27 protein-coding genes are annotated in these 25,186 nt (G+C 66.0%); 19 read left to right on the forward strand and 8 right to left on the reverse strand.

Annotated features, from left to right (window positions below):
- Window positions 1-168: 168 nt before the first annotated feature.
- Both NDI54_RS00005 and NDI54_RS00010 read left to right on the forward strand, forming a co-directional pair.
- Window positions 169-990, forward strand: coding sequence for a YqcI/YcgG family protein (locus NDI54_RS00005; RefSeq protein ID WP_310894449.1), 822 nt, complete (start codon window positions 169-171; stop codon window positions 988-990).
- Between the two features lies 1 nt (window position 991).
- The gene (locus NDI54_RS00010) at window positions 992-1,549 is read left to right on the forward strand and encodes a cysteine hydrolase family protein (RefSeq protein ID WP_310894450.1); all 558 of its coding nucleotides are present in this window, start codon (window positions 992-994) and stop codon (window positions 1,547-1,549) included.
- 48 nt (window positions 1,550-1,597) lie between these two features.
- On the opposite strand, the gene NDI54_RS00015 is transcribed toward NDI54_RS00010, so the two are convergent.
- Window positions 1,598-1,861: a winged helix-turn-helix domain-containing protein gene (locus NDI54_RS00015; RefSeq protein ID WP_004514919.1), complete on the reverse strand. Its 264-nt coding sequence runs from the start codon at window positions 1,859-1,861 to the stop codon at window positions 1,598-1,600.
- A 125-nt stretch (window positions 1,862-1,986) separates the two neighbouring features.
- On the opposite strand from NDI54_RS00015, the gene NDI54_RS00020 reads away from it, so the two are divergent.
- Entirely contained in the window at window positions 1,987-2,283 is a 297-nt protein-coding gene (locus tag NDI54_RS00020) for an EMC6-like membrane protein (RefSeq protein ID WP_406600159.1), read from the forward strand.
- Between the two features lie 2 nt (window positions 2,284-2,285).
- A complete protein-coding gene (locus NDI54_RS00025; RefSeq protein WP_310894451.1) occupies window positions 2,286-4,115 on the forward strand; it encodes a ribosome biogenesis/translation initiation ATPase RLI in 1,830 nt (609 codons plus the stop codon).
- Window positions 4,116-4,156: 41 nt separating this feature from the next.
- Here NDI54_RS00025 and NDI54_RS00030 read toward each other — a convergent pair whose 3' ends face one another.
- A complete protein-coding gene (locus NDI54_RS00030; protein ID WP_310894452.1) occupies window positions 4,157-4,372 on the reverse strand; it encodes a hypothetical protein in 216 nt (71 codons plus the stop codon).
- A gap of 69 nt (window positions 4,373-4,441) precedes the next feature.
- A complete protein-coding gene (locus tag NDI54_RS00035) occupies window positions 4,442-4,963 on the reverse strand; it encodes an archaemetzincin family Zn-dependent metalloprotease (protein WP_004514915.1) in 522 nt (173 codons plus the stop codon).
- A gap of 30 nt (window positions 4,964-4,993) precedes the next feature.
- Between NDI54_RS00035 and NDI54_RS00040 the strand changes: the two genes are divergently transcribed.
- From NDI54_RS00040 to NDI54_RS00060, 5 genes are all read left to right on the forward strand, one after another.
- Window positions 4,994-5,407 (forward strand): UPF0146 family protein, encoded by a 414-nt coding sequence (locus NDI54_RS00040; protein ID WP_310894453.1) that lies wholly within the window; start codon window positions 4,994-4,996, stop codon window positions 5,405-5,407.
- Between the two features lie 19 nt (window positions 5,408-5,426).
- Entirely contained in the window at window positions 5,427-6,299 is an 873-nt protein-coding gene (locus tag NDI54_RS00045) for a TIGR01548 family HAD-type hydrolase (RefSeq protein WP_310894454.1), read from the forward strand.
- 78 nt (window positions 6,300-6,377) lie between these two features.
- Window positions 6,378-6,767, forward strand: coding sequence for a hypothetical protein (locus NDI54_RS00050; protein WP_310894455.1), 390 nt, complete (start codon window positions 6,378-6,380; stop codon window positions 6,765-6,767).
- Window positions 6,768-6,820: 53 nt separating this feature from the next.
- Window positions 6,821-7,489, forward strand: coding sequence for an NADPH-dependent F420 reductase (gene npdG / locus NDI54_RS00055; protein ID WP_310894456.1), 669 nt, complete (start codon window positions 6,821-6,823; stop codon window positions 7,487-7,489).
- 395 nt (window positions 7,490-7,884) lie between these two features.
- Window positions 7,885-8,637 carry a response regulator gene (locus NDI54_RS00060; RefSeq protein WP_310894457.1) on the forward strand — a complete coding sequence of 251 codons (753 nt, stop codon included), beginning with the start codon at window positions 7,885-7,887 and terminating at the stop codon, window positions 8,635-8,637.
- Between the two features lie 49 nt (window positions 8,638-8,686).
- Here the strand turns inward: NDI54_RS00060 and NDI54_RS00065 are convergent, their stop codons facing one another.
- Window positions 8,687-8,953 (reverse strand): thioredoxin family protein, encoded by a 267-nt coding sequence (locus NDI54_RS00065; protein WP_310894458.1) that lies wholly within the window; start codon window positions 8,951-8,953, stop codon window positions 8,687-8,689.
- 115 nt (window positions 8,954-9,068) lie between these two features.
- On the opposite strand from NDI54_RS00065, the gene NDI54_RS00070 reads away from it, so the two are divergent.
- The 3 genes from NDI54_RS00070 to NDI54_RS00080 are packed head-to-tail and all read left to right on the forward strand — an operon-like array spanning window position 9,069 to window position 11,046.
- A complete protein-coding gene (locus NDI54_RS00070; RefSeq protein ID WP_137683819.1) occupies window positions 9,069-9,230 on the forward strand; it encodes a preprotein translocase subunit Sec61beta in 162 nt (53 codons plus the stop codon).
- A 44-nt stretch (window positions 9,231-9,274) separates the two neighbouring features.
- Window positions 9,275-9,649 carry a DUF7532 family protein gene (locus NDI54_RS00075; RefSeq protein ID WP_310894459.1) on the forward strand — a complete coding sequence of 125 codons (375 nt, stop codon included), beginning with the start codon at window positions 9,275-9,277 and terminating at the stop codon, window positions 9,647-9,649.
- The gene (locus NDI54_RS00080) at window positions 9,646-11,046 is read left to right on the forward strand and encodes a DUF402 domain-containing protein (RefSeq protein WP_310894460.1); all 1,401 of its coding nucleotides are present in this window, start codon (window positions 9,646-9,648) and stop codon (window positions 11,044-11,046) included. Before NDI54_RS00075 ends, NDI54_RS00080 begins: the two co-directional genes overlap by 4 nt.
- A 30-nt stretch (window positions 11,047-11,076) precedes the next feature.
- On the opposite strand, the gene NDI54_RS00085 is transcribed toward NDI54_RS00080, so the two are convergent.
- Both NDI54_RS00085 and NDI54_RS00090 read right to left on the reverse strand, forming a co-directional pair.
- A complete protein-coding gene (locus NDI54_RS00085; protein ID WP_310894461.1) occupies window positions 11,077-12,495 on the reverse strand; it encodes an LVIVD repeat-containing protein in 1,419 nt (472 codons plus the stop codon).
- Window positions 12,496-12,538: 43 nt separating this feature from the next.
- Entirely contained in the window at window positions 12,539-13,120 is a 582-nt protein-coding gene (locus NDI54_RS00090) for an LURP-one-related/scramblase family protein (protein WP_310894462.1), read from the reverse strand.
- A gap of 134 nt (window positions 13,121-13,254) precedes the next feature.
- On the opposite strand from NDI54_RS00090, the gene uvrA reads away from it, so the two are divergent.
- From uvrA to NDI54_RS00110, 4 genes are all read left to right on the forward strand, one after another.
- Complete coding sequence (gene uvrA / locus NDI54_RS00095) at window positions 13,255-16,236, forward strand: excinuclease ABC subunit UvrA (RefSeq protein ID WP_310894463.1); 2,982 nt, start codon at window positions 13,255-13,257, stop codon at window positions 16,234-16,236.
- A gap of 81 nt (window positions 16,237-16,317) precedes the next feature.
- On the forward strand, window positions 16,318-17,085 hold the full coding sequence (locus NDI54_RS00100; protein ID WP_310894464.1) for a hypothetical protein: 768 nt from the start codon (window positions 16,318-16,320) through the stop codon (window positions 17,083-17,085).
- A 173-nt stretch (window positions 17,086-17,258) separates the two neighbouring features.
- Window positions 17,259-19,391, forward strand: coding sequence for a pentapeptide repeat-containing protein (locus NDI54_RS00105; protein WP_310894465.1), 2,133 nt, complete (start codon window positions 17,259-17,261; stop codon window positions 19,389-19,391).
- Window positions 19,392-19,430: 39 nt separating this feature from the next.
- Window positions 19,431-20,405, forward strand: coding sequence for a beta propeller repeat protein (locus tag NDI54_RS00110; RefSeq protein WP_310894466.1), 975 nt, complete (start codon window positions 19,431-19,433; stop codon window positions 20,403-20,405).
- Between the two features lie 40 nt (window positions 20,406-20,445).
- Here NDI54_RS00110 and NDI54_RS00115 read toward each other — a convergent pair whose 3' ends face one another.
- The gene (locus NDI54_RS00115) at window positions 20,446-20,832 is read right to left on the reverse strand and encodes a hypothetical protein (protein WP_310894467.1); all 387 of its coding nucleotides are present in this window, start codon (window positions 20,830-20,832) and stop codon (window positions 20,446-20,448) included.
- A 132-nt stretch (window positions 20,833-20,964) separates the two neighbouring features.
- Between NDI54_RS00115 and NDI54_RS00120 the strand changes: the two genes are divergently transcribed.
- Both NDI54_RS00120 and NDI54_RS00125 read left to right on the forward strand, forming a co-directional pair.
- Window positions 20,965-22,047 (forward strand): geranylgeranyl reductase family protein, encoded by a 1,083-nt coding sequence (locus NDI54_RS00120; RefSeq protein WP_310894468.1) that lies wholly within the window; start codon window positions 20,965-20,967, stop codon window positions 22,045-22,047.
- A gap of 98 nt (window positions 22,048-22,145) precedes the next feature.
- Complete coding sequence (locus NDI54_RS00125) at window positions 22,146-23,150, forward strand: AI-2E family transporter (RefSeq protein ID WP_310894469.1); 1,005 nt, start codon at window positions 22,146-22,148, stop codon at window positions 23,148-23,150.
- A gap of 16 nt (window positions 23,151-23,166) precedes the next feature.
- Here NDI54_RS00125 and NDI54_RS00130 read toward each other — a convergent pair whose 3' ends face one another.
- The gene (locus NDI54_RS00130; RefSeq protein ID WP_310894470.1) at window positions 23,167-23,961 is read right to left on the reverse strand and encodes a sulfurtransferase; all 795 of its coding nucleotides are present in this window, start codon (window positions 23,959-23,961) and stop codon (window positions 23,167-23,169) included.
- Between the two features lie 265 nt (window positions 23,962-24,226).
- Here NDI54_RS00130 and NDI54_RS00135 point away from each other — a divergent pair, with 265 nt between their 5' ends.
- Entirely contained in the window at window positions 24,227-25,087 is an 861-nt protein-coding gene (locus NDI54_RS00135; RefSeq protein ID WP_310894471.1) for a sulfurtransferase, read from the forward strand.
- Window positions 25,088-25,186 lie beyond the last annotated feature (99 nt).

Consider the following 25,186-nt stretch of genomic DNA (forward strand, 5'->3'; position numbering starts at 1 on the left):
AACGTCTCGGTCTCCGCGACATTGAAGAACGACTCTACCGAAGGCTCATTCTGCAGGGTCGCTGAGTCCATACCACCTCAGCGTTCACCCTGCTCTTTGGTGTGGTAACCGTTCTATGACACCCTCGGAAACGACAGCTAAATTCCGGGGGAGCCCGACCACTCGACCATGACCGACGCAGTCGTCGGTAACGTACAAGACCAGGCGACACTGGCCGCCCGGGTAGAGCGCGGCGACGCGCCCGACTGGGTTGGGGCCCACTGGCGGACCTTCCGCGAGGGGCTGACCGGTGAGCGAAACGGCTCCCCGTTCCCCTGTTTCTTCGGCGCGGAATCGGTTCGAGACGGTGAGCCGCTGTACACGGCTGTGCCGTCGATGAGCGACGCCGACGCACTGTTCGACCTCGGCCAGACGGTCCTTGAGTATCTGGACACCTATCAGGACCACAGCGAACGGGCGTCGCTGGTGACGTTCTTCCGGCCGCCCGACCGACCCCTGACAGAGGCTGAGTACCACGACCGGCTCTGGCACATCCTCCAGTTCCTCCACGTCCACGACCCGGAACCGTGGCCCGAAGATATCCCGACCGATCCCGAGGACCCCTACTGGGAGTTCTGTTTCGGCGGCGAGCCGATGTTTCCCACGTGTCGCGCACCGTTCTACGACACGCGAAAGAGTCGCTACTGCCCGGTCGGGCTGGAGATTACCTTTCAGCCCCGGGCGCTGTTCGAGGATCTGAACGTCACAGCCGACACCGAGACTGGCCAGCAGGCCCGCGATGTCATCCAGGGACGGCTGGAGGAGTACGACGGTGTCTGTCCCCACGCCGACCTGGGCGACTGGGGCGTCGACGGCGACCGCGAGTGGCCCCAGTACATGCTGTCGTCGGACGAGGACGCGTCGCCCGACGAGTGCCCGATCACCGTAACGCGCGAGCATCCGAAATCGAAGTGGCTCATCGAGACACCCGAGCCGGAGCCGGCCGACTGAGATGGTTCGTCTTCCCGATGAGCCGGTGCTCGTCCTCGTGGACTTCCAGCAAGGCTTCGGCGAACCGCTGTGGGGAACGCGGAACAACCCCGACGCCGAGACGAACGCGGCGCGCCTCCTCGCGGCGTGGCGAGAGCGTGGGCTCTCGGTCGCTCACGTACGGCACAACTCGACGGAACCGGACTCGCCGCTGCGACGTGGCGACCCCGGGTTCGCGTTCGTTCCCGAACTGGAGCCCGAAGCGGGAGAAGCGACGTTCGAGAAGCGCGTCAACGGCGCGTTCGTCGACACCGGATTAGAGGCGTGGCTCCGCGAACAGGGCCACGGGACGCTCGTCGTCTGCGGGCTGACGACCGACCACTGCGTCTCGACGACGGCGCGGATGGCCGAGAACCGCGGGTTCGACGTTGTCGTTCCGGGTGATGCAACGGCGACGTTCGACCGCACGCTCGATGGCGAACGCTTCGAGCCGGCCCTCGTCCACCGGACGGCATTAGCGCATCTGAACGGTGAGTTCGCGGGGATCGCGACGACAGACGACGTAATCGCATCGCTGTGAGCGGCGGCTGCGTGATCGCCGTGCAACACAGCCTGGGGAGAAGGCGTGTCAGTCCGAGACGGCGGCGTCCGCTTCGGCCGGTTGGTCGATGATCTCGTAGAGGTTCTGCCGTGCGTCGGCGAAGTACACGTCTTCTTCGATGACACCGACTTCGTCGAGTCGTTCCAGAGCGTAGCGAACGGTTCGGGCCGAGAGCATCGACTCCTCGACGATGCCTTTCTGTGTCAGCGGGCCGTCGTACTCCAGAACCTTGTATACGAGCTTTGCGCTCGGCGGAAGGTCTGCGATGGCCTCCCCATCAGAGTCCGTCATTACCCGTAATCACAAGCGCCGGGCGCATAAAGATTGAGGAGTCCGTCTCGACGGCACGGGCGCTCGCGGCCGCGTCACAGTGCCGAACCGCGCACCTTTTGGTTGCGGGTAGTGGAAGGTGTGGTATGGCTACGGAAACGGCGGACGGGATGAGCTCTCATATGCGAGGGCTCACTGTCACGACGCTGACGGCCGTCGCTGGCATCGCCGCCGCGTTCGGTTCTAACGCGTTAGCGACAGCGCCGAGCGACCCGCAAGGCGTGCTGGTCGTCGCGGTCGCTATCGCAGCACAGTTCCCGATCCTGCGGGTGATCGGCATCGACACGGACGACCTCTCGGCGAAGGACGTGCTCTACATCGGCTTCATGACCTTCTCGCTGTGGTTCGTCTCGTGGGGCATCCTGCTGACGACGGGAGCATAACGATGGCCGAGGACAGCATCGCAGTCGTCGACCTAGAGCGGTGTCAGCCCGACCGCTGTAACTACGAGTGCATGAACTACTGCCCGCCAAACCGTAGCGGGAAAGAGTGCATCGTCAAGCGCGAAGACGAATACGAGGAGGACGAACCCTTCGAGGGCCAGCCCGACCAGGTCCGCATCTCCGAGGAGATCTGTCTGGGCGAATCTTGCGGGATCTGCGTGAACAAGTGCCCGTTCGACGCCATCGAGATCATCAATCTCCCACAGGAACTGACCGACGAGCCGGTCCACCGCTACGGGGAGAACGCCTTCGCGCTGTACGGGCTCCCGAGCCCAGCCGAAGGGCAGGTCACCGGGATTCTCGGCCCGAACGGCATCGGGAAGACCACCGCCGTCCGCATCCTCGCCGACGAGATGCAGCCCAACCTGGGCCAGTACGGCGAGGAACCGAGCTGGGACGAAATCCTCGACGAGTACCGCGGGACTGCCCTGCAGGAGTACCTCGAACAGATGCGCGACGGCGACGTGAGTGTCGCCCGTAAGCCCCAGTACGTCGACCGGATCCCGGACCAGTTCGACGGCAAGGCCATCGAACTGCTGGACCAGACCGACGAGCGCGGGGACCTCGACTACCTCATCGAGCGAACCGGCATCGAGCCGGTCGTCGACAATCACATCGACGACCTCTCGGGCGGGGAACTCCAGCGGGTCGCACTCGTCGCCACGCTGGCGCGGGACGCGGACTTCTACTTCCTCGACGAGATCACACCGTATCTGGATATCGGCCAGCGGATGACCGCCGCGCGGCTCATCCGCGAACTCGCCGAGGAGGAGGACCGCTCGATGCTCGTCGTCGAGCACGACCTCGCCATCCTGGACCTGCTTGCCGACAACATCAACGTCGCCTACGGGACCCCCGGCGCGTTCGGTATCATCACGCCGCCCAAGTCGACGAAGAAAGGCATCAACGAGTACCTCTCGGGCTACCTCGAAAACGAGAACATGCGAATCCGCCAGACGGAAATCGAGTTCGAGGAGCACGCGCCACGGAGCGCTTCCACCGGCGACGTGGTCATCGAGTACCCCGAACTCCAGAAGAGCTACGGCGACGGCGAGTTCTCGCTCGATGTCGAGGCCGGGACCATCCGCGAGAGCGAGGTGCTTGGCGTCGTCGGCCCGAACGGCATCGGGAAGTCGACGTTCGCGAAGATGCTCGCCGGCCGGCTCGAACCGACTGCAGGCGAAATCGACACCCGCCTCGACATCGCCTACAAGCCTCAGTACATCGAGATCGACCAGCCGATGCGGGTCGACGCCTTCCTCGCGTCGATCACGGACGACTTCGGCAGCTCCTACTGGAACACCGAAATCGCACAGCCGCTTCAACTGGAGTCGGTGATGGAACAGCAACTCACCGACCTCTCGGGCGGGGAGCGCCAGCGGGTCGCCATCGCGGCCTGCCTCTCGAAGGACGCCGACCTCTACCTGCTGGACGAGCCCTCGGCCCACCTGGACGTGGAACAGCGGGTCATGGCGACTTCCGCCATCCGGCGCTACGCCGAGAACCACGACGCGACGGCGATGGTCATCGACCACGACATCTACATGATCGATCTGTTGGCCGACCGCCTGCTCGTCTTCGACGGCGAGCCGGCCAAAAACGGCCACGCTGCGCCGCCACAGGGCATGCGCGAGGGGATGAACGAGTTCCTCAAGAACCTCGATATCACCTTCCGACGGGACGAACGGACCTCCCGGCCGCGAATCAACAAGCCCGACTCGCAACTGGACCGCGAGCAGAAAAACGCCGGCGAGTACTACTACTCGCCGTAGACCGTCCGAACAGGGAGAGGCCGCGTGCCAGAATGCCGTCGTCAGGCCGCAGGATCACTGTCACCGCTCGGCTCGGACCCCGCAACCGCATCATCGAGACCGTCGGGGACTTCCGTCGGATCGAACTCCTCGTCAGGGTCGAGTTCGCGGTCGGTCTGCTCGTCCGACTGGGATTCAGTGACCGATTCGTCACCGGTGACCGTCACGAAAATGTCTCGCAGTTCCGCAACGCGTTCGGGGGACTGACTCTTGCTCATCGCGTCTGTGTACAAGTACCACAGAACTGTAGGTGCTGTACCGAATCAGTTTGGTACCGATTAGCAAACTTACAGCACGTTTCGCTGGCAGGAACCACACAGCGAGACTTCTTTTACGTCGACTTGCCGGACAGTGGGGGAGAAGTTCATCACACAGCGCTTGTTGTCACAGTGCTCCAGTCCGAGCGTGTGGCCGACCTCGTGGACGACCTCCTTGCGAACTCGCTGGGAGAAGATTTCGCCGGCCGAGCGGTTCGAGAAGCCGCCGTCGGAGGATGTCTGGAGCCGATACGTGGAGATGACACTGCCGGAGCCGCCGAGGTACGCGAGCCCGAAGACGTAGTTGCGGCGGCGGTAGAAGAGGTCCTTCGGTGTGATAGCGATGTTCTTGCCGCCGGAGCCGACCCGGCGGGCCAGGTCGATGAACTCCTCGGCGCGGTACTGGTCGCGGTCCCCATCGTACGCACCGGCGGGGATGGACTGTGGCTCGTGCATCGAAACTTCACAGTCGTAGACGGACCGGAGTCCGTCCGAGGCCTCGCGTTTGACCTGGGCAGAGACCTCGCCCACCGGCACGATGTCGACGTGCATGGGAACGCATATGCGCCCACATCTCATAAATTGTACGACGTGACCGACACCACCGAGGCGCTCGTCGACCGACTGGCGTCCGTCGATTCCGTCGTCGAAGTCGGCATCGGAAACCACCCTGACATAGCCGGCCGTCTGGCCGATCAGGGCGTTGACGTGACGGCGACGGATATCGTCGAGCGGGAGGTCCCCGACGGCGTCGCGTTCGTCGTTGACGACGTACTCGACCCAGACCACTCGGTGTATGCAGGGCATGACATCGTATTCGCTCGGAATCTGCCGCCGGAACTGCATCGACCAACGTTGACGGTTGCCAACGCCGTCGGGGCGGCGTTCTGGTTCACGACGTTGGGCGGCGACCAGCCGACAGTCGCCGTGAGCCGGGAACAGCTCCCGGGCGGGGAGACGCTGTACCGGGCGAGAGATAGCAAGGCGCTTGAATAAGGACCCCGTTCGCCCGCCTATGCAAGTCGACGCGGTCGTCCTCGACATCGACGGCGTGCTGGTGGACGTGGCCGACTCCTATCGCCGAGCCATCGTCGAATCCATCGACCGGGTGTACGGCGACACAATCGAGAAGGCGGCGGTCCAGCAGTTCAAGGACGCCGGCGGGTTCAACAACGACTGGGAGCTGACCGACGCAGCCGCGCTGTTCGTCCTCGCCGGGCGGGAGTCAGCCGTCTCCGATCTGGCGGCCTTTACCGACGCCATCGCCGAGCGTGGCGGCGGCCTCGACGCGGCCGAAGCCGTGGTTCGTGACCTGCTCGACGACTCGGTCGAGAGTCGCGTCTTCGACGCCTGGGACCCCGAACAGCTCCGGGACGTGTTCCAGGCGCTGTATCTCGGTACCGACCTCTATCGGGATATCGAGGGCGGCGAGCCGCCGTTCGACGCGCCGGGGTACATCCACGACGAGCCGCTGCTGGTCGATGACGAAACACTGACGGACCTGCAGGAGCGCTTCGCCGTCGGCGTCGTCACCGGCCGCCCCGCCGCCGAGGCCGACATCGCGCTGGAGCGCGTCGGCCTCGACCTGCCGCCGGAGCACCGCTTCACCATGGACGACTGGGAGGAAGGCAAGCCCCACCCCGCCGCCCTTATGACGCTTGCCGAACGGTTCGACGCCGAGCGGGTCGCTTTCGCCGGGGACACCCTCGACGACGTGGCGACGGCGGTCAACGCCGACGAAGCCGACGACGACCGCGTGTACTACGGCATCGGCGTGCTCACCGGCGGGCTGACCGGCGACGCCGGCCGTCGGACGTTCGCCAACAACGGCGCGAGCGCCGTCGTCGAGTCGGTCACCGACCTCCCGGACCTGCTCGACGCCGCGTAGCCGGCGTCGTCGGTTCTCCAGCGACATCGCTCGACCGCAAACGGCAACGGTTTCACCGCCGAAACAGAGTCCCCGAATATGCGACGACTGCCGACCTTTGGTTGGGCGTTCCTGGTGAGCATCTGGGCCGGGCTCGTCGGGGGCGCGATCATCCGCGAGCCGTCGGTCGACTTGGTGCCGCTGTACGCCATTACCTGCCAGCTTATCGGCCTGGGCGCGGCCTACTGGACGATGCGCAACCACGGCGACATCCTCGAATCCATCCACCGGCCGGGCCGCGTCGGGATGTTCATCATCGTCCTGTTTTTCGTGACGGTGCCGCTCTCGACGGTCTTCGATTTCGCGCTCGGACACACCTCCGCCCTCGGCGTTGGAACCCAGTGGCTCAGCTATCTGGTCGGGCTCGGGAGCGCGCTGTATATCACCTTCGCCGGCGGGTTCGACTGGGCTTGGGAAGAGTACACCTGATCGAGTGAACCTGTCACACAACGTTTATTCAGTGGTCGGCCTACGCCGTAGATATGGACATCGCGTTGCTTGGCGGTACCGGAGACATCGGCCAGGGCCTCGCCCTCCGCTGGGCCGAGGATACGAACCACACGATCATCATCGGTTCGCGGAAGGCCGAGAAGGCCGCGAACAAAGCCGAGGAGTACGAGACGGAACTGGCCAGTCGCGGCCGCGACGACGTGACAATCACCGGTCTGGGTAACGAGGACGCCGCGGCCCGCGCCGACGTGGTCGTCGCCGCTGTCCCCGCCTACCACCTCACCGACACCGTCGAGGCCGTCGCCGACGAACTCGACGACAGCACGCTCGTTGCCCCTGCCGTCGGGATGCAACGCGACGAGGACGGCTTCCACTACAACCGGCCCGGTGCCGGCAGCGTCACGCAACTCGCCGCCAACGCCGCCCCGGACGACACCCCCGTCGTCGGCGCGTTCCACAACCTCGCGGCCGGCCGCCTCGCCAACCTCGACGCCGACCTCGACTGGGACACCATCGTCGTCGGCGACGACACTGACGCCAAAGACACCGTCTGTGAACTCGCTGAAGGTATCGAGGGGATTCGGGCGCTGGACGGCGGTCCGCTCGCCAACGCCGCCGAAATCGAGGGACTGACCCCGCTGCTCATCAACGTCGCCCGCCACAACGACGGCCTGCACGACCTGGGCGTCAAGTTCCAATAGTACCTTTTTACGTCACCCCCTCTCCTCGCGCGCTCTGTGAGCGCGCTGTGGGCACCACTCTCTGCTCACGGGCGCAAAGCGCCCGTTCGCACGGCCAGCGGGACCGTCGGTCCCGCTCGGCTCGCAAAAATCTACGCTAAAAACGACCTCCGAGTCGCGGCCTGCGGCCGCGCTCGGAGTGAAACCGCGCTCGCTCCGCTCGCGCGGTATGCCTGCCGCGACTGCACAGCCGCCGGCAGCACTGTCATCGCTGGACCGACTTCGGTGGCAGCCCTGCCCGTCCCCGACGCCACCGACGGGACACTGGCGCGGCCCGTGGCTGATCGCACAGTTAGTTATCAAATACTACAAAGTAGCCGCTAACTACTTGCGTATTCTATTCCTGATAGTAGAGAATGGAGTCAGAAGCCCCGCTCTCAATCCTCCATGTCGACGACGATGCGGCGTTGGGAGCGCTCGTCGAACTGTATCTCGAACGAGACGACAGCGGCCTCGACTGTACCGTCACGACCGAGACAAACCCCGAGACTGCACTGTCGCTGATCCGGTCGTCGGAGACGGACTTCGACTGTGTCGTCAGCGATTACAGCATGCCGGAAATGAACGGGATTGACTTCCTCGAAGCCATTCGGAAGACCAATCAGGAGTTGCCGGTGTTGCTGTTCTCCGGCGAGGAAACCGGGGATGTCGCCGCCGAGATCATCCAGGCCGGCGTCACCGACTATCTCAAGAAATCGGTCGGGACGGACCAATACACGTCGCTCATCCGCCGGGTCGAACACGCCGTCGACTCGGACGGGAGCTTCGAGACGGACAGCGAGGTCAAACTCAGCGGCGTCGGCGTCATCGGGACGGACGAGCGCTTCGAGCGAGTCGACGAAACCTACGCCTCGTATTACGGCTACGAGTCGGAGGAACTCGTCGGCACGCACTGGTCGGAACTCCACCCGAGCAACGAGGTCCAGCACATCAGGACCCACGTCATTCCCGTCGTCAAAAGCGGTGGGAAATGGACCGGCCAGAGCAAAGGGTTGCGGGCCGATGAGACCACCTTCACCGAGTCGAAGATGGTGACGGCGCTCGACGGCGGACGGATGCTGATCGCCGTCGACGAAATCGATGACACGGGGCTGTCCGAGCAGGAGTAACCCAGGGGCCGCTATCGGGACGTGTGACGAACCGCAAAAAGCAGCTACGTTACGCCGAGGCCTGCTGCAGCGCGTCGTCGATGTCGTCGGCCTGCGTGACACCGACAAAGCGCTCGACGATACCGTCGTCGTTCTCGATGATGAGCGTCGGCAGGGAGCGGACCTGGTACTCGTTGGCAACGTCCTGTTCCTCGTCGACGTTGATTTTCTCGAACTCGACATCTCCCCACTCCTCCTCGAGGTCCTCGAGGATCGGGTCCTGCGTTTTGCACGGGCCGCACCAGTCTGCGTAGAAGTCCTTCAGTGTAACCGTCATAGTACTCTGTTCGTGTTAGCCCGTGGGATCTGATAAGGGTTGTCCATGTGTACTCGGCACATGCAATCGCGGGCGACCCGAAAGGCTTAGTGTCGGTGCTACGCGACTCTGAGGTATGAGTGGCAGCGACGGCGGCGGACTGATGTCCAGTGCCGGACTGGTCCGATATTTCGACGCCGAAGACCAGAACACGATCCGAATCGACCCCCGAACAATCGTCGCGACCGGCGTCCTGTTCGGGCTGTTGATGCTCGTGCTGAACGCGATGATCGTGTAGGCGATTCCGCACTGTTTTCCTCCCCCCGCCACTGACTCGCGGGTATGCACTTCACGCAACGCGAACAGCAGGCGCTCCGCGATGCCGGCGTCGACCAGGACACTATCGAAGCGGCCTCCGACGCGGTGGTCGCAGCCACCGACGACGCGGCCGCGGACCTCGAAGCCTTCTTCGACGGCCGCGAGACGGTGTACTCGAATATGGACATCGCCCACAGTGCCAGCGAGATTCAGGAACACACCGTCGAGTACTGCGACCTATTCACCCACGCCGACGACATCCGGGGCTATCTGCGCTTCGACACCTGGGGCGTCCCGGTCGAGGGCGGTCGGGTCCTCAGCGACGAGAAAGTAGAGCTCTCGCTGGGGCCGACGGTCCACGGGCGGGTCCGCTTCGCCGCCGACGAGGACGCGCTATGACCGTCCGGGTCAGGGGCATCTACGCGACGGCGCTGACCCAGTTGCTGCAAGATGCGGGCCACGAAGTCGTCCAGGCGTCGGGGCCCATCGAGGACCGCTTCGACGGGGAGTTTGCCGACGAGCGAGCGGCGGTCACCGTGACGACGACGGGCGATCAGCAGGGCGTCGGCGTCGTCGGCGACAGCGACATCGCCGACACAATCACGGACCGCCTGACCGCGGTCGGTCGAGACACGCTCCACTGGACGGACCCGACGCCGGAGGGCGCTATCTACGCCGGCACCGTGACCGAGACGCTGGGGAGCGGCGCTGTCGTCGACCTCGGCGACGGCGAGGGGTTTCTCCCGTACTCGTCGTCGGACGAGCGCGTCGAAACGGACGATGCGCTCCGGGTGCAGGTCGTCGAGGCGAGCGCACCCTGGACGGACGGCCGGCCCGTGCTGGACACGACCGTCGCCGTTCGGGGGTCGCTGCTGACGCTGGTGCGTGGCGGGACCGCCAGCACACCGGCGACCGGCGGCCCGGCCATGCTGGACCTCATCGCCGCGGATCCCCGAGAGGGATGGAGCGTCTCGTGGGAGTCAGCGAGCGATGACGCGAGTTTCGACGCGCTGGCCGAGGCCCTCGACGCCGCCAACGACCGCGGGACGGCCATCGACGACGCGCTCGACGGGGCCGACGACCCAGCGGACTGCGCCCCCGCCTGTCACGACGAGGGGCTGGCAACGGCGTGGCTGTGGTTCGGCCGCGAGAGCCGGTTCGCCCTCGACGAGGCCCGCCGCGCGGTGACGGCGACGATGCCGGGCCACCACCGCGTGAAGGCCGGCGACCGCGCCGCCAGCGCCGCCGTCGACTACGTGGAGGCGTTATGTGACGACCTGGAAACCGGCGAGACGGACTTCCCCTTCGCCGTGACGGCCCGGCAGTTCGGCCCGCAGGTCGGCGGGTCGCTGTCGCTGGGCCACGGCAAGCCCGACGGCCGGCTCATCACGCTGGGCAGCGGCGAGGTCCAGTCCGTCGACGACGACGGAACAGTGACTATCGAGCGCGAGATGCACGCCGGCGGCTCCTACGACGGCCTCGGCGTCCCAAAGGAGGCCGGCGACATCGCCGAGACGAAGGTCAAGGAAGGGCGGTGGTGGTACCCGACGGTCTACCGCGACAGCGACGGCGAAAAGAAAGGGACCTACGTCAACGTCTGTACGCCCGTGGAGATATTCCCCGACACGGCCCGGTACGTCGACCTCCACGTCGACGTGGTGAAACACGCCGACGGCACCGTCGAACGGGTCGACGACGACGAACTCGACGCGGCCGTCGAGCAGGGGCACATCTCCGAGCCGCTGGCCGAGCGCACCCGGAGCGTCGCCGCCGCTGTCAAAAGCGCGCTGGAGTGACGGAGCGAGGGTCAGTCACGTGACGCGGCGTCAGTCATCTCGGCATCGGGCGCGCCAGGCTGCGAGTCCGACCGCCGCGACCGCCGACCCGACGCCGAAGCCGGGGCCGCCGACACCGAGAGAGGTGCCATCAGTGTCGGTCGCGCTGCCGGCCTCGTCGCCCGTGCCCGACGGGTCCGCCGTCGGCGTTTGAATCTGTGGGTCCGGAAACGTGTACAGCCCGGGCTGGACCTCCGTCCCCTGGCTCGCGTTCGTGCTTCCGGCGACGAAACAGCCGGCGGCCCGCTGGGCGGTCCAGAACGAGGTCGCGTCGGTGTTTCGCCACTCGAAGACCTGTTCGGGGGCCGCCGGGTCCGTCAGGTCGTGGACCCGGACGCCGCCGTTGTACCACGCGGAGTAACAGCGGTTGTCGGTCAGTTCGAAGTTGTGCGCCGTCGTGAGGATGCCCCCCGGCGACGGGTCCGAGGTCGGCGGCGGGTCGAGTGTGGACAGCAGTCGGGCGTCGTCCGGGTCGCTGATATCGTACAGTTCGATACCGCTCGGGCCGCCGCTGTCATCGTCGCCCAGGTCCCACGATTCGCCGCCGACGCCCAGCAGCGACGCGTCCTCGTTGACCGTCACGAAGTGATCGTTGCCCGGCGGTTCGCTCCGCTCGGTCCCTGGGTCCTCGATGGCGGCGAGGGCTTCGGGAGCCCGACCGCGGATCTTCGCTACCAGTGAGATGTCACCCGGGTCCGACACGTCGATGATCCACGTCCCGCCGTCCCAGTACGCCAGATACGCGCGGTCGTCCTGCACCCACACGTCGTGCAACGGCCAGAGACTCGTCGGCACGTCGCTCCAGGCGTCACCGGCGTCGAGCAGCGACCACTCGCCGGCTTCCTGCTCAGTTTCAATGTCGACGACGAGCAAGGGGTTGCCGTCGCGGTCGTTCGCCGTCAGATAGGCGTAGCGACCGTCGAAATGACAGTTGTGGATACGCGTGTCCAGTTCGAGGCCCGCGATTCGCTCCGGGTCCTGCCGGTCGCTCACGTCGAAGACAACGAGGCCGTGGGCTCCGTCAGCGGGGTGAGCGGGGCCGGCGGCAAGCAGCCGCGAACCGCTGACGGCGAGGTCCTGTACGCGCTGTATCGGGCCGTCGTCACTCTCGGCCAGCAGGTCCGTCTGTTGGCTGAGCAGTCGCGGACTGGTCGGCGTGACGAGGTCGACGAGCGCGATGCCATCGCCCGTTGCGACGTAGGCTGTGTGGCCGTCGGGGCTGGTAACGACCTCGTACACCGTCTCCATCTCCAGCACGCCAAGCGGGTCCTCGCCGGTCGGGGTGTCGGAGGCCCCGGGCTCGGCCGTCCCGTCACCGGTGGGCGTCGGGTGACCGCGGGTCGTTCCCGTCGCGAGGCCGACACCTGTGCCTGCGAGGGCGAGTCGTCGGAGGACCGTCCGGCGGCGCATAGCCGTCCCTGGGGGAGCCAGGGCAAGAAGGATTCCGGTGGCGTCAGTTCCCCTGGATCGCGTCGATGACCATCGCCGCCGCGATGATCGGCTCTTTGGGGACCGTACTGGCGTCGTCGATAGTGATTTCGTAGCGGTCTTTCAGCGAGAACTGGCCGTCGATGTTGCCGACGTGGTTGCCGTCCTGGTCGGTGATCTCGTACTTGTGGGGGATCCACCCGCCGAACGGGACGACGTTGCGAGCGATGGTCACGAGCGCGCCCTGGGAGTTGATTTCGGCGATTTTGGCCTCGGTGCTGGCGTCACGGATCTTCCACGTGTCCTGGAAGATAGAGTAGTCGTTGTCGAGGATAACGATGTCCTCGCCGGTCTTGGAGTCCGTGAGGACGTAGTTGCCGGCCACGTCGATGATGCCACCGGCGTTGACTTCGAACACTTCGTCGCCGTTTCCGTCGACGAACGGGAACTGTTCTTTCATTTTCAGCATCTTCTGTTTCCCGCGGAGGACGACGTTCCCGGCGGCGTCCATCGCTTTGTACTTGTTGCGTATCAGGCTCTGCTCGACGGTGTAGCTGTCATCAGAGAGGTCGATCCCCTTGATGTCGTAGTCGCTCGTCGTGCCCATACCAATCTCATATCCAATATTCGTGGTAAATCTTTCGCCACACTGTTCAAAATAAAAATAGCCCAGCACGGGGAATCGTTCACCGGGACCGGAACCGACAGGGTTTCCCCCCTGCCGGCCAAGTAAAATCCAAGATGAGCAAGGATATAATCGAGGTCCGAGGGGCCGAGGAACACAACCTCAAGGACGTCGACGTGGAGATTCCCCGCGAGGAACTGACAGTCGTCACCGGGCTGTCGGGGTCGGGCAAATCCTCGCTCGCGTTCGAGACGGTGTACGCCGAGGGCCAGCGGCGCTACATCGAATCGCTCTCCGCCTACGCACGGAACTTCCTGGGCCAGATGGACAAGCCACAGGTCGAGAACGTCGAGGGCCTGTCGCCAGCGATCTCTATCGACCAGAAGAACGCCGCCAACAACCCCCGCTCGACGGTCGGGACCGTCACCGAACTGCACGACTACCTCCGTCTCCTGTACGCCCGCGTCGGCACGCCACACTGTCCGGAGTGTGGCCGCGAGGTCGGCGAGCAGTCCGCCCAGAACATGGTCTCACGGATTCTCGAACTCCCCGAGGGCACCCGCGCCAAACTGTGTGCGCCGGTCGTTCGCGACCAGAAGGGCGCGTTCGAGGACCTGTTCGATGACCTCGTGAGCGACGGGTACAGCCGCGTCGAGGTCGACGGCGAGGAGTTCGACCTCACGCTGGACCGACCCGAACTCGACGAGAACTACGACCACACAATCGACGTGGTCGTGGACCGCGTGAAGATCTCACCGGATGCCCGCTCGCGCATCACGGACTCGGTCGAGACCGCACTGGAAGAGGCCGACGGCACGCTGAAGGTCATCCTGCCGGACCCGCCAGAGGGTGCAGCCGAGACCCTCGGCGGGTCCGACGCCCGGGCAACGGGAGACCTGGCCGACGGGGACGAGGACGGCGACGGGGCCGCCTCGGACCGCCTCGTCGTCGAACTCTCCGAGGACCTCGCCTGTACCCACTGTGGCATCGACATCTCCGAGATCGAGACGCGGTCGTTCTCGTTCAACTCACCGCACGGGGCCTGCCCGGAGTGTGAGGGGCTGGGCGAAACCAAGGAGGTCAGCGAGGACCTCGTCATCACCGACCCGACGAAGCCGCTCAAGCACGTCTTCGAGCCCTGGAGCTACGACCGGACGTACTACTCGCGGCAACTGGACAACGTCGCCGAGCACTTCGGCGTGGACCTCTCGACGCCGTTCGAGGAACTGGACGAGTCCATCCAGCGGCAGTTCCTCTACGGGACCGACCGCATCGTCGACTTCCAGTGGCGGACCAAGAACGGGACCCGCGAGAAGAGCGAGCGCTTCGAGGGCGTCATCCCGAACCTGGAGCGGCGGCACGTCGAGACGGATTCGGACCGCGCCCGCGAGCACATCGAGGAGTTCATGGCGACAACGACGTGCCCGGCTTGCGAGGGGACGCGACTCAAATCGGAGTCGCGGGCGGTACTCGTGGACGGGACCTCGATCACCGAGGTCAACGAGATGTCCATCAGCGACGCGCTGGCACACTTCGAGGGGATGGAGGAGCACCTCTCGGCCCGCGACCGGAAGATCGCCGAGGAGATTCTGAAGGAAATCCGGGCCCGTCTGGGCTTCATGACCGAGGTCGGCCTGGACTACCTGACGCTGGACCGCGAGGCGTCAACGCTCTCGGGCGGCGAGAGCCAGCGGATTCGCCTCGCAACCCAGATCGGCAGCGGCCTCGTCGGGGTGCTGTACGTCCTCGACGAGCCTTCGATTGGCTTGCACCAGCGGGACAACGACCGCCTGCTGAACACGCTCGAAGAGCTCCGGGACCTCGGGAACACGCTGCTCGTGGTCGAACACGACACCGAGACGATGCGCCGGGCCGACCAGATAATCGACATGGGTCCCGGCCCGGGCAAACGCGGCGGCGAGGTCGTCGTCAACGGCCCGATGGACGAACTCATCGACACCGAGGCGTCGGTGACCGGGAAGTACCTCTCGGGCGAGCGGACGATTCCGGTCCCCGAAAGCCGCCGCGAGGCCGACGGCGAACTCACGGTTCGGGGCGCTCGCCAGCACAACCTCGCGGACCTCGACGTGTCCATCCCGCTGGGGACGTTCACCGCCATCACGGGCGTCTCCGGCTCGGGCAAGTCAACGCTGATGCACGACGTGCTGTACAAGGGGTTGGTCCGTCGGATGAACGACACCGACGTGAACCCCGGCGAGCACGACGCCATCGACGGCCTCGACGACATCGAGACGGTGCGGCTCATCGACCAGTCGCCCATCGGCCGGACCCCCCGCTCCAACCCGGCGACCTACACCAACGTCTTCGACCACATCCGCGAGCTGTTCGCCGAGACCAGCCTGTCGAAGCAGCGCGGCTACGAGGTCGGCCGGTTCTCGTTCAACGTCAAGGGCGGCCGCTGTGAGGGTTGTGGCGGCCAGGGAACAGTCACCATCGACATGAACTTCCTCTCGGACGTGACCGTCCCCTGCGAGGAGTGTGGCGGCGCGCGCTACAACGACGAGACGCTGGACGTGACCTACAAGGGCGCGACCATCGCCGACGTGCTCGACATGACCGTCGAGGAGGCCTACGACTTCTTCGAGAGCCACGGCGGCATCCGCCGCCGGCTGGAACTCCTGAAAGACGTGGGCCTGGACTACATGCGGCTGGGCCAGCCATCGACCACCCTTTCTGGTGGGGAGGCCCAGCGCGTCAAGCTCGCCGAGGAACTCGGCAAGAAGGATTCGGGCGAGACGCTGTACCTGCTCGACGAGCCGACGACCGGGCTCCACCCGGAGGACGAACGCAAGCTCATCGACGTGCTTCACCGGCTCACCGACGACGGCAACACCGTGGTCGTCATCGAGCACGAACTCGACCTGGTGAAAAACGCCGACCACATCATCGACCTCGGACCGGAGGGCGGGGAGAACGGCGGCCAGCTCGTCGCCGAGGGCACCCCGGAGGACGTGGCTCGGACCGAGGCGTCCTACACCGGGCAGTACCTCCGTGACCTGCTGCCGAACGTCGACCTGGAGGGGCCGCGGACGGACCGTGAATCGGCGGCCGAGCAGCCGGCGGCAGACGACGACTGAGGGCGTCTGGACCGCGAGAGCGGCGAGATCCCAAACGGCCACCAACGTTTTTGATGCCAGAGCAACCTGATAGAGCCAGCTATGGCGCAGTCAACAGCGGACCGCGTCGAGCGGAAACGGGGTATCGGTGGCCTGGCAAAGCAGGCGAACCCGGCTTTTGCCGCGGGAGCGGTCGCCGTCCCGCTCATCGCCTTTGCGGGGGCTCTCGCCAGCGGCAACATCCGGGCGCTGACCTACGTCCACGTGATGGCCGGGGTGCTGTGGACCGGCATCGACCTGTTCATGGGGCTCGTGTTGGGACCAGTGCTCGGCGGTCAAGAGCCCGAGGCACGAGCCGACTTCTTCGCGTCGTTCACGCCGAAGATGACGTTCCTGATGCCGACGCTGGCGACAGTAACCATCTCCGGCGGAATCCTGCTGGCGCTCCGTCTCGGGAAGTTCCCCAACGCCGACCCGTGGCTGGCGCTTTTGACCGCCGCGACGCTGATTCCGGTCATCCTCCTCATCGGCTCCCAGTTCGATGCGCTGACCGACCCGCGAACCCTGGGCGTCCTCGGCGTCGCCGTCCTTGGCTCCGGCGCGTATCTCGCAACCACACTACCTGCCTTCGCGATGACCTCGTGGTGGATCGTCGCCACGCTCGCTATCGTGACCCTGCTGTCCGTGCAGGGCTTCGGCGTGATCCTTCCCGGTGAAATTCGCATCTATCGGCAGGTCGTCTCCGAGAACCCCGACGTTGATCTCGTCTCCGAGATCGGGATGCGAAACGCCAAACTGGGCGGCCTGCAGGGGCTGCTGCAACTGGCTATCGTCTTCGTGATGGTCGGCCTGCGCTGGTGGACGCCATAACGGCATCACGAACCGAGGTGAGCAGACGGGGTCGGAAAGGGCCTCCCAGGAAACCCGACGCCGATCTGGCAAGGTAGGCTGAGTGGCTGTCGGGCGACTGGAGGTGTCTTCCGATCACGACTGCGGGGGTGTAGAAGCGCTTATCACCCTGTCTGTCAACCGTTTCTTGCAAGATGGTCTGGTCGGGACGCGCCGAGCGCCGCTGTACATTCACGTACGACCGCACAGCGGTGGGCGGCGAGCACGAGCAGGGGTGGGCGTGTCCACACGGCGCTCTCGCGAACAACGAGTGCTGCCCGTTTCACTGTCGACCCGAGGCGGTCCCCGACGACGTAGACGTTTCCGAGGCGTTCCTCGACGCGATAGCCGCGGGAGACGACGGGAGCCGACAGGACCGCAAGCGAGCGAAGCAGTTCGTTGGAGCCACAATCGACGTACTTGACCTATCCAGCGCGGTCGTCGACGCTGCCGACAACCATCCGGTCGACCTCCGCGGGGCGACGCTCGGTCGGCTGGATTGTACCGACAGCGAGTTCGGCCAGCGGCTGGCCCTCCGGGGCGCGACGATCACCGGGACCGCGCGGTTCGATGGCCGGTACCACGAAATCGACGCGAGGGACGCCGAATTCGAGGCGGCGGTGTTCACCGGGGTGACAGCGGACCGGGTCGATCTCCGGGACGCACACCTGAACACCGCCGGATTCGAGAGCGCGACGCTGTCCGAGATTGATGCCCGGGACGCAACGATTGGGACCGCGACCTTCGACCGTGCGTCGGTGACCGACGCCGCCTTCGACCGGGCGACCGTCGAGGAGGGATCGTTTCAGCACGCCACGCTGGAGATGGCCGACTTCGACGAAGCGCAGTTCGGAACGGGGGACTTCTATCACGCGAGTTTCGACGAGGCGGACTTCCGGTGGGCGGCGTTCGGGACGGCGCGGTTCTACGGCGCGACGTTCAGCGGCGGGTACTTCAACGGGACCAGCTACGACGAGGCCGTCTTCGAGCGGGTCGAGGCCGAGCGGCTCTACCTCCCGGACGTGCGGTTCACCGACGCGACCTTCGTCGACGCGGCCGTTTCGATGAAACTCGTGGTCCACGACTCGGTGTTCGTCGGCACCGACTTCGCCGGTGCGGACATCGGGCGACTCGACGCCACGGACACGACACTGGTCGGGGCGTCGTTCGCCGACGCGACCGTCGCCGACCTCCAACTGGACGGGGCAACGCTGGCGAGTCCGAAGTTCGAGGACAGCGAAATCGACCGGCTACGCGCGGCGGACGTGACCTGTCTGGGCACCGTTCGAATCCGCGACTGTACCGTCGGCACGGTCGACCTGAAACCGGCGGCCGTGGGGCCGGGCGAGGTCGCGGTCGTCTCGCTTGCCGAGACGACGGTCGAGGACGGCGCGTTCGGCCAGCCGGGCGCGGGAGCCGCCGTGTACGACCTAGAGCGGGCCACGCTTGGCACGGTCCGATTCGAGAGCAACGGAACCGGCACCGTCCTCGACCGGGTCGCGTTCTACCGGACGCGGTTCGCAGGCTTTGACTTCCGTGATGACGACGAGCTCGACCTGGAGACGGCGAACTACCGTCTGCACGAACTCGACAGCGAGCTACGGGACGGGCTGCGGACGGCACTGGCGTATCCGGCCGCGCTCGACGATGCAGTCGAAACCGTGGCCAGTGATGCGGCTCAACCGGCCGACGAGACGCCGACGGTGACCGAGCGTGCAGCCGAGCAGGCTGGAAGCCGGACGCTCGAACCGGACGCCAGCGTGACCTTCGAGCGGCTTTCGACGGCTACGGCGGGGCGAATCGAGGCCGCCGCCGGCGAGGTGACGTACCTCCGGGCGAAAAACGGCGCGAACGATATCGCTGACAACACCGCGGCCTCCGAGTTCTTCATGTCCCAGCTGGCCTACCGGCGGCGCTGTCAGTCCCAGCGCGTCCGCGATAGTGGGGCGTCCCTGCGAGAGCGGGGACGGGCGCTCGCCCGCTGGGGGATGAACGCGTTCCTGTTTGTGACGACCGGCTACGGCGAGCGAGCGTCGTACACACTCGCGTCGTCCGCGGCGCTCATCGCCGCCTACGCGGGCCTGTACCTCGCTATTGCGCCCGACCTGTTCGGGAGCGTGGGGCAGTACGCACAGCTCAGTCTCGGATCGTTCATCGCCTTCTTCCTCGGCGGCGTCGGCGAGGTCAGTGATCCCACCGTGAGCCTTCTCGCCCAGTCCGAGGCGTTCCTCGGCGGCTTCTTCGTCGCGCTGTACGTCTTCGCGCTGACGCGGTCGGTCAGTCGGTAACACCGCCAGCTTTCTTCGCCCTGCGCCCGTAGTGCAGATATGCACACCGCCTACGCCGCACTCGGAGACCGCGTCCTCGTCGGCGACGGCGACAGCGCGTGGCACGACCGTCTGCTCGGTTACGACATCGAATGCGTCGCCGCGGGCGGCGTCGAACCGGAGCGTGCCTTCGTGGGCACCGTTGACGCTGGTCTCCAGCGGACCACCGACAGCGGCGCGACGTGGACGCAAGTCCTCGATGCCGGCGACCGCATCACGAGCGTCACGGTCAGCCCACACGACGCCGATGTGGTGTGGGCCGGGACGGAGCCGAGCGCGGTCTACCGGTCGACCGACGGCGGGGAGACCTGGACCGAGCGCCCCGGTCTGACCGACCTCGAATCGTCGTCGCGGTGGTCGTTCCCGCCGCGGCCCGACACTCACCACGTCCGGTGGATCGCCCTCGCGCCGGACGACCCGGACCAGGTGTACGCCGCCATCGAGGCCGGCGCGTTCGTCCGCAGTCGCGACGGCGGCGAAACGTGGGTCGACCATCCCGAGGGCGCACGGCGGGACAACCACACGCTGGCGACCCACCCCGACGCCCCGGACCGGGTGTACACCGCCGCCGGCGACGGCTACGCACTGTCGACCGACCGCGGCGAGACGTGGACCCACCCACAGGACGGATTGGCACATCGGTACGTGTGGGGGCTGGCTGTCCATCCCGATGACCCGGACCGCGTCGTCGTTTCGGCCGCCAGCGGCCCCCGGTCGGCCCACAGCACCAGCGGCGAAAGCTACGTGTATCGATGGGAGGGCAACCGGTGGCGACAGTCGATGGACGGCCTGCCGGGACCAGCGGGGCTGGCCCGGCCGGTTCTCGCGTCGGACCCGGCCGACGGCTTTCTCGCGCTGACGAACCACGGCCTGTTCCAGTCGAAGCGCGGGGAGACGTGGAGCCGTCGGTGGCCCGACGGTACGGATTGGCCGGCCGACTACGAGCAGGTTCCGAGCGGGCTAGCCGTCGTGTGAGGAGCGGCCGAACGAGAGACGGCGCGGAATCCGTCCACAGCTACAGCAGTCGGAGAAAACCGGCTCCGAGGCCGCTCGTCACGGCCGTCGCAACGGCAGCCAGCAGGAGGATTTTCGCGGCCTGTCGCCGGTCAGCGCGGACGGCCTCGCTCGCATCGACACGGCCGCTGGCCCCGCCCGACCCCGAGAGATCGTAGCGGGCGAGCGCGCCGAAGGCGACACAGAACCGGAAGTAGTCCTGAAATGCGCCGACGAACCCGCCGAAAATGAACGGAACAGTCGCCCACAGCATCGTTCCCGGTATCGCGCTGAGTGCAACAGCGAGCACGATACAGACGGCGACCGCAAACGATGCGACGGCCGACAGTCGACGGGCGCGGCGCTGGTCGGCACCGATGTTACACACTCCGGGCTGGTACTCCGCCATGGGCAGTACCAGGGGTTAGACCGACAAATACGCCCTGCTTCGGCTGGTGGCCCCTCGGTCGTCTCGGAGAGCAGTGACACCACCCCGTCTGAATCGAGAAGCTATTTGGTTCGTGACACCGAGAGAACGTGTATGCACGATGTTGTGGTGGTCGGCGTGGGTCCGGCTGGGTCCCGGTACGCGCGCCAGGCGGCGAGTCGGGGGCTTGACGTGGTGGTGTTCGAACAGGGAGAGATCGGCAAGCCGCTGGCCTGCTCGGGCCACGTGAGCACAGATATCTGGGAGTTTACCGAGGACGCCCGCGCGGAGCTGTTCCAGAACGAGATCTCGGGCGCGCGGTTCCACACGGGCGGTCCCGGCAGCCAGGACCACCCCTTCTACAAGGACGAGGCCATCTCGAACGTCATCGACCGCGTCGGTCTGGATAAGCACCTCGCGGGGCTGGCCCGCGACGCCGGCGCAGACGTTCGCGAGGAGCATTCGGTCGTCGGCGTCACCGAGGACAGGGACGGCGTCACCGTCGAGGTCCGCGGCCCCGACGGCGTCGAGACACACCGGGCGAAGATGGTCGCGGGCTGTGACGGCCCAAAGAGCCGCGTCCGGCGGGAACTCGACCTGCCCGAACCCGACGAACTGCTCCACGGCGTGCTCGGGTTCAGCGACGAAGTAGACCACAGTGATTTCGTCGACGTACACCTCACCGTTCCGCGGTTTTTCGCCTGGCGCATCCCGCGGGGCGAGGCCGGCGTCGAGTACGGGCTGGCGGTGCCGCCGGGTGACGACGCCCGCGGTCGCTTCGAAGAGTTCGTCGACGGCTACGGGGTCGAAACCGACCGCCGCTGCTCGGGGCTCATTCCCATCGGCCCGCCGAAGCGGGTCACCGGCCGGCGGTCGTTCCTCGTCGGCGACGCCGCGGCCCAGACCAAGCCCTTCACCGGCGGCGGCATCCGCTACGGCATGACCGCGGCCGACCACGCGGCCCGTGAAATCGACCCCGAAGACCCGGGGACGCTGGGCGAGTACGAGCGAGCGTGGCGCGACGACCTCCGGCAGGAAATCCGCCTCGGCCACGCGGTTCGGGCCGGCTACTCCGCGCCGGAACCGATACAGAAAGCCGGGATGAAAGCCTTCGAAGGCGAAATCGGCGTCCACATGGACCGGCCGACGACGCTGTTCTCCCGTGAGCAGCTGGCGGCGTTGTTTTCCCGCTCCTGAACGACCGATGGCGGTGACTCCGTTCCGAGTTCCCGTAACGTGTTAGCGACTTGGCGTCTGCAGATAACGTTTTTACCGACCGATAGAAAAGGACGGGCGTGGCAACACGTCGACGGACCTACGTCCTCGCTGGCTTGCTCGTGCTCACCGGCTGCCTGACGACAGTCCTGCTGGCGCGGGTCCTATCGACGATTTTCTTCGCAATCACGGTCGCATACGTGCTGTTTCCGGTCTCGGAGTGGCTCGTCGGTCGCGGGCTTCACAAGCGACTCGCAGCAGGGGTGACGACGACCGTCGCCTTCGTCGGCGGCACGCTCGTGTTCGTGCCACTGGGTGCCGTCCTCTACCTGCGCCGGCGCGACCTGTTTACGTTCTTTCAACAGCTCCCCCCGACGGTGACCGTCGAACTCGGCGAGTTCAGCTACGCCATCGAAATCGCTCCGACGCTGCTGTCGGCCCGTCGGGCGGTGACGGATTTCGCAGTCGGGCTTGCCGCCGAATCCCCCGTGCTAGCGCTGAAAGCCGTGCTGTTTGCGATTCTCGTCTACGCGATGCTCTGGCAGCCACAGGCACCGAAAGATGCGGTCTACCGGACGGTGCCGTCGTCGTATCACGATATCATCGACCGCCTCCACCGGCGGCTCCGGGGGACGCTGTACGCCATCTACGTCCTGCAGGCGGCGACGGCGTTCGGGACCTTCGTCGTGGCGTGGGTCGTGTTCTGGTCGCTGGGGTATCAGGGCGCGTTCGCGCTGGCAGTCGTCGCCGGTATCCTGCAGTTCATTCCGGTCATCGGCCCCAGCGTCGTGGTGCTCGCCATCGCCGCCGCCGACCTCATCAACGGTGACATCACGGGGGCGATACTGGTGACTGTGTTCGGTCTCATTTTCGTCGGCTTCCTGCCCGATGCGGTCATCAGGCCGCGGCTCGCCCGCTCGACGACGGGGTTGCCGGCCAGCCTCTACTTCGTCGGTTTCACCGGCGGCGTGCTCACGCTCGGCGTCATCGGCTTCATCGCCGGGCCGGTCATCATCGCGATTCTCGTCGAGTTGGCGTCGCTTCTGGCGACCGCACAACATCCGGAGCAGCAGAAACTGGGCTGAGGCGGTCGCGACAGCGTCAGTTCGTCTCCAGGGGCCGCCCCTGTGCTTCCCACTCGGTGAGGCTCCCCTCGTAGAAATCCACCCGCTCGAAGCCGAGATGCCGGAGGACGACGTACGTGTGGCTGATCCGCCGGGCGGTGTTGCAGTAGAGGACGACACGTTTCTCGGGGACGATGCCCGCACGTTCGAGCACGGACAGCGCTTCCTCCCGCGGGAGCAGGCCGCGCGTCTCGTCGTCGACGAGGTCCCGCCAGTCCAGCAGGACCGCACCGGGGATGTGGCCCGCGTCGTACTCCTCGTCCTCGCGGGTATCGACCAGCACCGCGTCGGGGTCGTCCCCCGCGTCGGCGACCACGTCCGGGCCGACCAGTGGCGTCGAATCGGGTCGTGTCACCCCGTAGTCAGTGGGTTCGACGGCCGGCGTCTCGCTCGTCGTTTCCCGTTCGAGTTGCCAACTGGAGAAGTCGCCGTCGAGGAGGTGCAGGCGCTCGGGGTCGTGACCCAGCAGTTCCGCGGTGACCAGAAACCGCGCGGCGAAGACGCCGTGGTGGTCGTCGTAGGCGACAATCTCGCTCTCCGGCGTGATGCCAGCCTCCGAGAGCAGCTGTGCCCAGTCGTCCTCGTCGGGGAGCATCCCGTCGCCGTCGTCGGACTCCGCGCCGTGTTCGTCCGCACGGAACGAATCGAAGGGGACGCTCACCGCACCGGGGAGGTGACCCAGCCCGTCGTACTCCCAGGCGTCGCGCACGTCGACGATTCGGATGGCCTCACCCTGGCTGGCTACCCACTCCGCGGAGACGAAATCAGTCATTGTCGTGGCGTTGCCGCTCCGGTCGCTTGAACGCTCTCATCGCCTCCGGTCGAAGGTGGTTGCAAATATTGCTTGTTCTTGCGGGGAGGTTGCCCGATACGCGGTCGGACATGCCATTCCATGGTTTCGTGTCCGCGACACCGGCGACGTGTTATATTTCTATACTTTCCAGTAGGGGCAATATATGCCGTCAGGGTGGACGAGTGGCCGAACATGCCGAAAGTCGTGGTAATATATGTCTGGTAGACTTACGCTTCGATGCATTATGACTGAATACGCTAACGACGTGCTCGTCTCGGCCGACTGGGTCAGCGAGCACCTGGACGAGTTCCAGAGCGACGACCCCGCCCACCGACTGGTAGAGGTGGATGTCGACACGGAACTGTACGACGAGAGCCACGCGCCCGGCGCGATCGGCTTCAACTGGGAGACGGACCTGCAGGACCAGACCACACGGGACATCCTCGACAAGGGCGACTTCGAGGACCTGCTCGGGTCTCACGGCATCAGCGAGGACTCGACGGTCGTCCTCTACGGTGACAACTCCAACTGGTTCGCCGCCTACACATATTGGCAGTTCAAGTACTACGGCCACGACGACGTGAAGCTGCTCGACGGCGGCCGCGAGTACTGGGTCGAGAACGACTACGAACTCACCGACGAAGTGCCCGAGTTCTCCGCGGTCGACTACGAAGCTGCCGGCCCGCGCGAGTCCATCCGCGCCTACCGAGAGGATGTCGAGAACGCCATCGAGCGCGAATTGCCGCTCGTCGACGTTCGCTCGCCTGAGGAGTTCTCCGGCGAGATCCTCGCACCTCCTGGACTCCAGGAGACCGCCCAGCGCGGCGGCCACGTGCCCGGCGCACAGAACATCTCCTGGGCGGCCGTCACCAACGACGACGGGACGTTCAAGGACTACGACGAACTCGAAGAGCTCTACGCCGAGTACGGCATCGACGGCGACTCCACGACGGTCGCCTACTGCCGCATCGGTGAGCGCTCCTCCGTTGCCTGGTTCGCCCTGCACGAACTGCTGGGCTACGAGGACACCATCAACTACGACGGCTCCTGGACCGAATGGGGCAATCTGGTTGGTGCGCCGATTGAGAAGGGCGAGGCTGAGTAAGCGAAGCGCACGAAGCCTCGAATCGAAGCGGCGACCAACGGGAGCCGCGGAGAAAGGCGAGGCCGACTCCGTCGCTCCGCTCAGTCGTCGACCTCGTAG

This window comes from Haloarcula terrestris, assembly GCF_031624315.1.
In the GTDB taxonomy this organism is placed as follows: domain Archaea; phylum Halobacteriota; class Halobacteria; order Halobacteriales; family Haloarculaceae; genus Haloarcula; species Haloarcula terrestris.

What these genes read in the sequence shown, in the direction of transcription:
- NDI54_RS00005 (WP_310894449.1), top strand. Translation starts at nt 169, where the DNA reads ATGACCGACGCAGTCGTCGGTAACGTACAAGACCAGGCGACACTGGCC.
- NDI54_RS00010 (WP_310894450.1), top strand. Translation starts at nt 992, where the DNA reads ATGGTTCGTCTTCCCGATGAGCCGGTGCTCGTCCTCGTGGACTTCCAG.
- NDI54_RS00015 (WP_004514919.1), bottom strand. Translation starts at nt 1,861, where the DNA reads ATGACGGACTCTGATGGGGAGGCCATCGCAGACCTTCCGCCGAGCGCA.
- NDI54_RS00020 (WP_406600159.1), top strand. Translation starts at nt 1,987, where the DNA reads ATGGCTACGGAAACGGCGGACGGGATGAGCTCTCATATGCGAGGGCTC.
- NDI54_RS00025 (WP_310894451.1), top strand. Translation starts at nt 2,286, where the DNA reads ATGGCCGAGGACAGCATCGCAGTCGTCGACCTAGAGCGGTGTCAGCCC.
- NDI54_RS00030 (WP_310894452.1), bottom strand. Translation starts at nt 4,372, where the DNA reads ATGAGCAAGAGTCAGTCCCCCGAACGCGTTGCGGAACTGCGAGACATT.
- NDI54_RS00035 (WP_004514915.1), bottom strand. Translation starts at nt 4,963, where the DNA reads ATGCACGTCGACATCGTGCCGGTGGGCGAGGTCTCTGCCCAGGTCAAA.
- NDI54_RS00045 (WP_310894454.1), top strand. Translation starts at nt 5,427, where the DNA reads ATGCAAGTCGACGCGGTCGTCCTCGACATCGACGGCGTGCTGGTGGAC.
- NDI54_RS00050 (WP_310894455.1), top strand. Translation starts at nt 6,378, where the DNA reads ATGCGACGACTGCCGACCTTTGGTTGGGCGTTCCTGGTGAGCATCTGG.
- npdG (WP_310894456.1), top strand. Translation starts at nt 6,821, where the DNA reads ATGGACATCGCGTTGCTTGGCGGTACCGGAGACATCGGCCAGGGCCTC.
- NDI54_RS00060 (WP_310894457.1), top strand. Translation starts at nt 7,885, where the DNA reads ATGGAGTCAGAAGCCCCGCTCTCAATCCTCCATGTCGACGACGATGCG.
- NDI54_RS00065 (WP_310894458.1), bottom strand. Translation starts at nt 8,953, where the DNA reads ATGACGGTTACACTGAAGGACTTCTACGCAGACTGGTGCGGCCCGTGC.
- NDI54_RS00070 (WP_137683819.1), top strand. Translation starts at nt 9,069, where the DNA reads ATGAGTGGCAGCGACGGCGGCGGACTGATGTCCAGTGCCGGACTGGTC.
- NDI54_RS00075 (WP_310894459.1), top strand. Translation starts at nt 9,275, where the DNA reads ATGCACTTCACGCAACGCGAACAGCAGGCGCTCCGCGATGCCGGCGTC.
- NDI54_RS00080 (WP_310894460.1), top strand. Translation starts at nt 9,646, where the DNA reads ATGACCGTCCGGGTCAGGGGCATCTACGCGACGGCGCTGACCCAGTTG.
- NDI54_RS00085 (WP_310894461.1), bottom strand. Translation starts at nt 12,495, where the DNA reads ATGCGCCGCCGGACGGTCCTCCGACGACTCGCCCTCGCAGGCACAGGT.
- NDI54_RS00090 (WP_310894462.1), bottom strand. Translation starts at nt 13,120, where the DNA reads ATGGGCACGACGAGCGACTACGACATCAAGGGGATCGACCTCTCTGAT.
- uvrA (WP_310894463.1), top strand. Translation starts at nt 13,255, where the DNA reads ATGAGCAAGGATATAATCGAGGTCCGAGGGGCCGAGGAACACAACCTC.
- NDI54_RS00100 (WP_310894464.1), top strand. Translation starts at nt 16,318, where the DNA reads ATGGCGCAGTCAACAGCGGACCGCGTCGAGCGGAAACGGGGTATCGGT.
- NDI54_RS00105 (WP_310894465.1), top strand. Translation starts at nt 17,259, where the DNA reads ATGGTCTGGTCGGGACGCGCCGAGCGCCGCTGTACATTCACGTACGAC.
- NDI54_RS00110 (WP_310894466.1), top strand. Translation starts at nt 19,431, where the DNA reads ATGCACACCGCCTACGCCGCACTCGGAGACCGCGTCCTCGTCGGCGAC.
- NDI54_RS00115 (WP_310894467.1), bottom strand. Translation starts at nt 20,832, where the DNA reads ATGGCGGAGTACCAGCCCGGAGTGTGTAACATCGGTGCCGACCAGCGC.
- NDI54_RS00120 (WP_310894468.1), top strand. Translation starts at nt 20,965, where the DNA reads ATGCACGATGTTGTGGTGGTCGGCGTGGGTCCGGCTGGGTCCCGGTAC.
- NDI54_RS00130 (WP_310894470.1), bottom strand. Translation starts at nt 23,961, where the DNA reads ATGACTGATTTCGTCTCCGCGGAGTGGGTAGCCAGCCAGGGTGAGGCC.
- NDI54_RS00135 (WP_310894471.1), top strand. Translation starts at nt 24,227, where the DNA reads ATGACTGAATACGCTAACGACGTGCTCGTCTCGGCCGACTGGGTCAGC.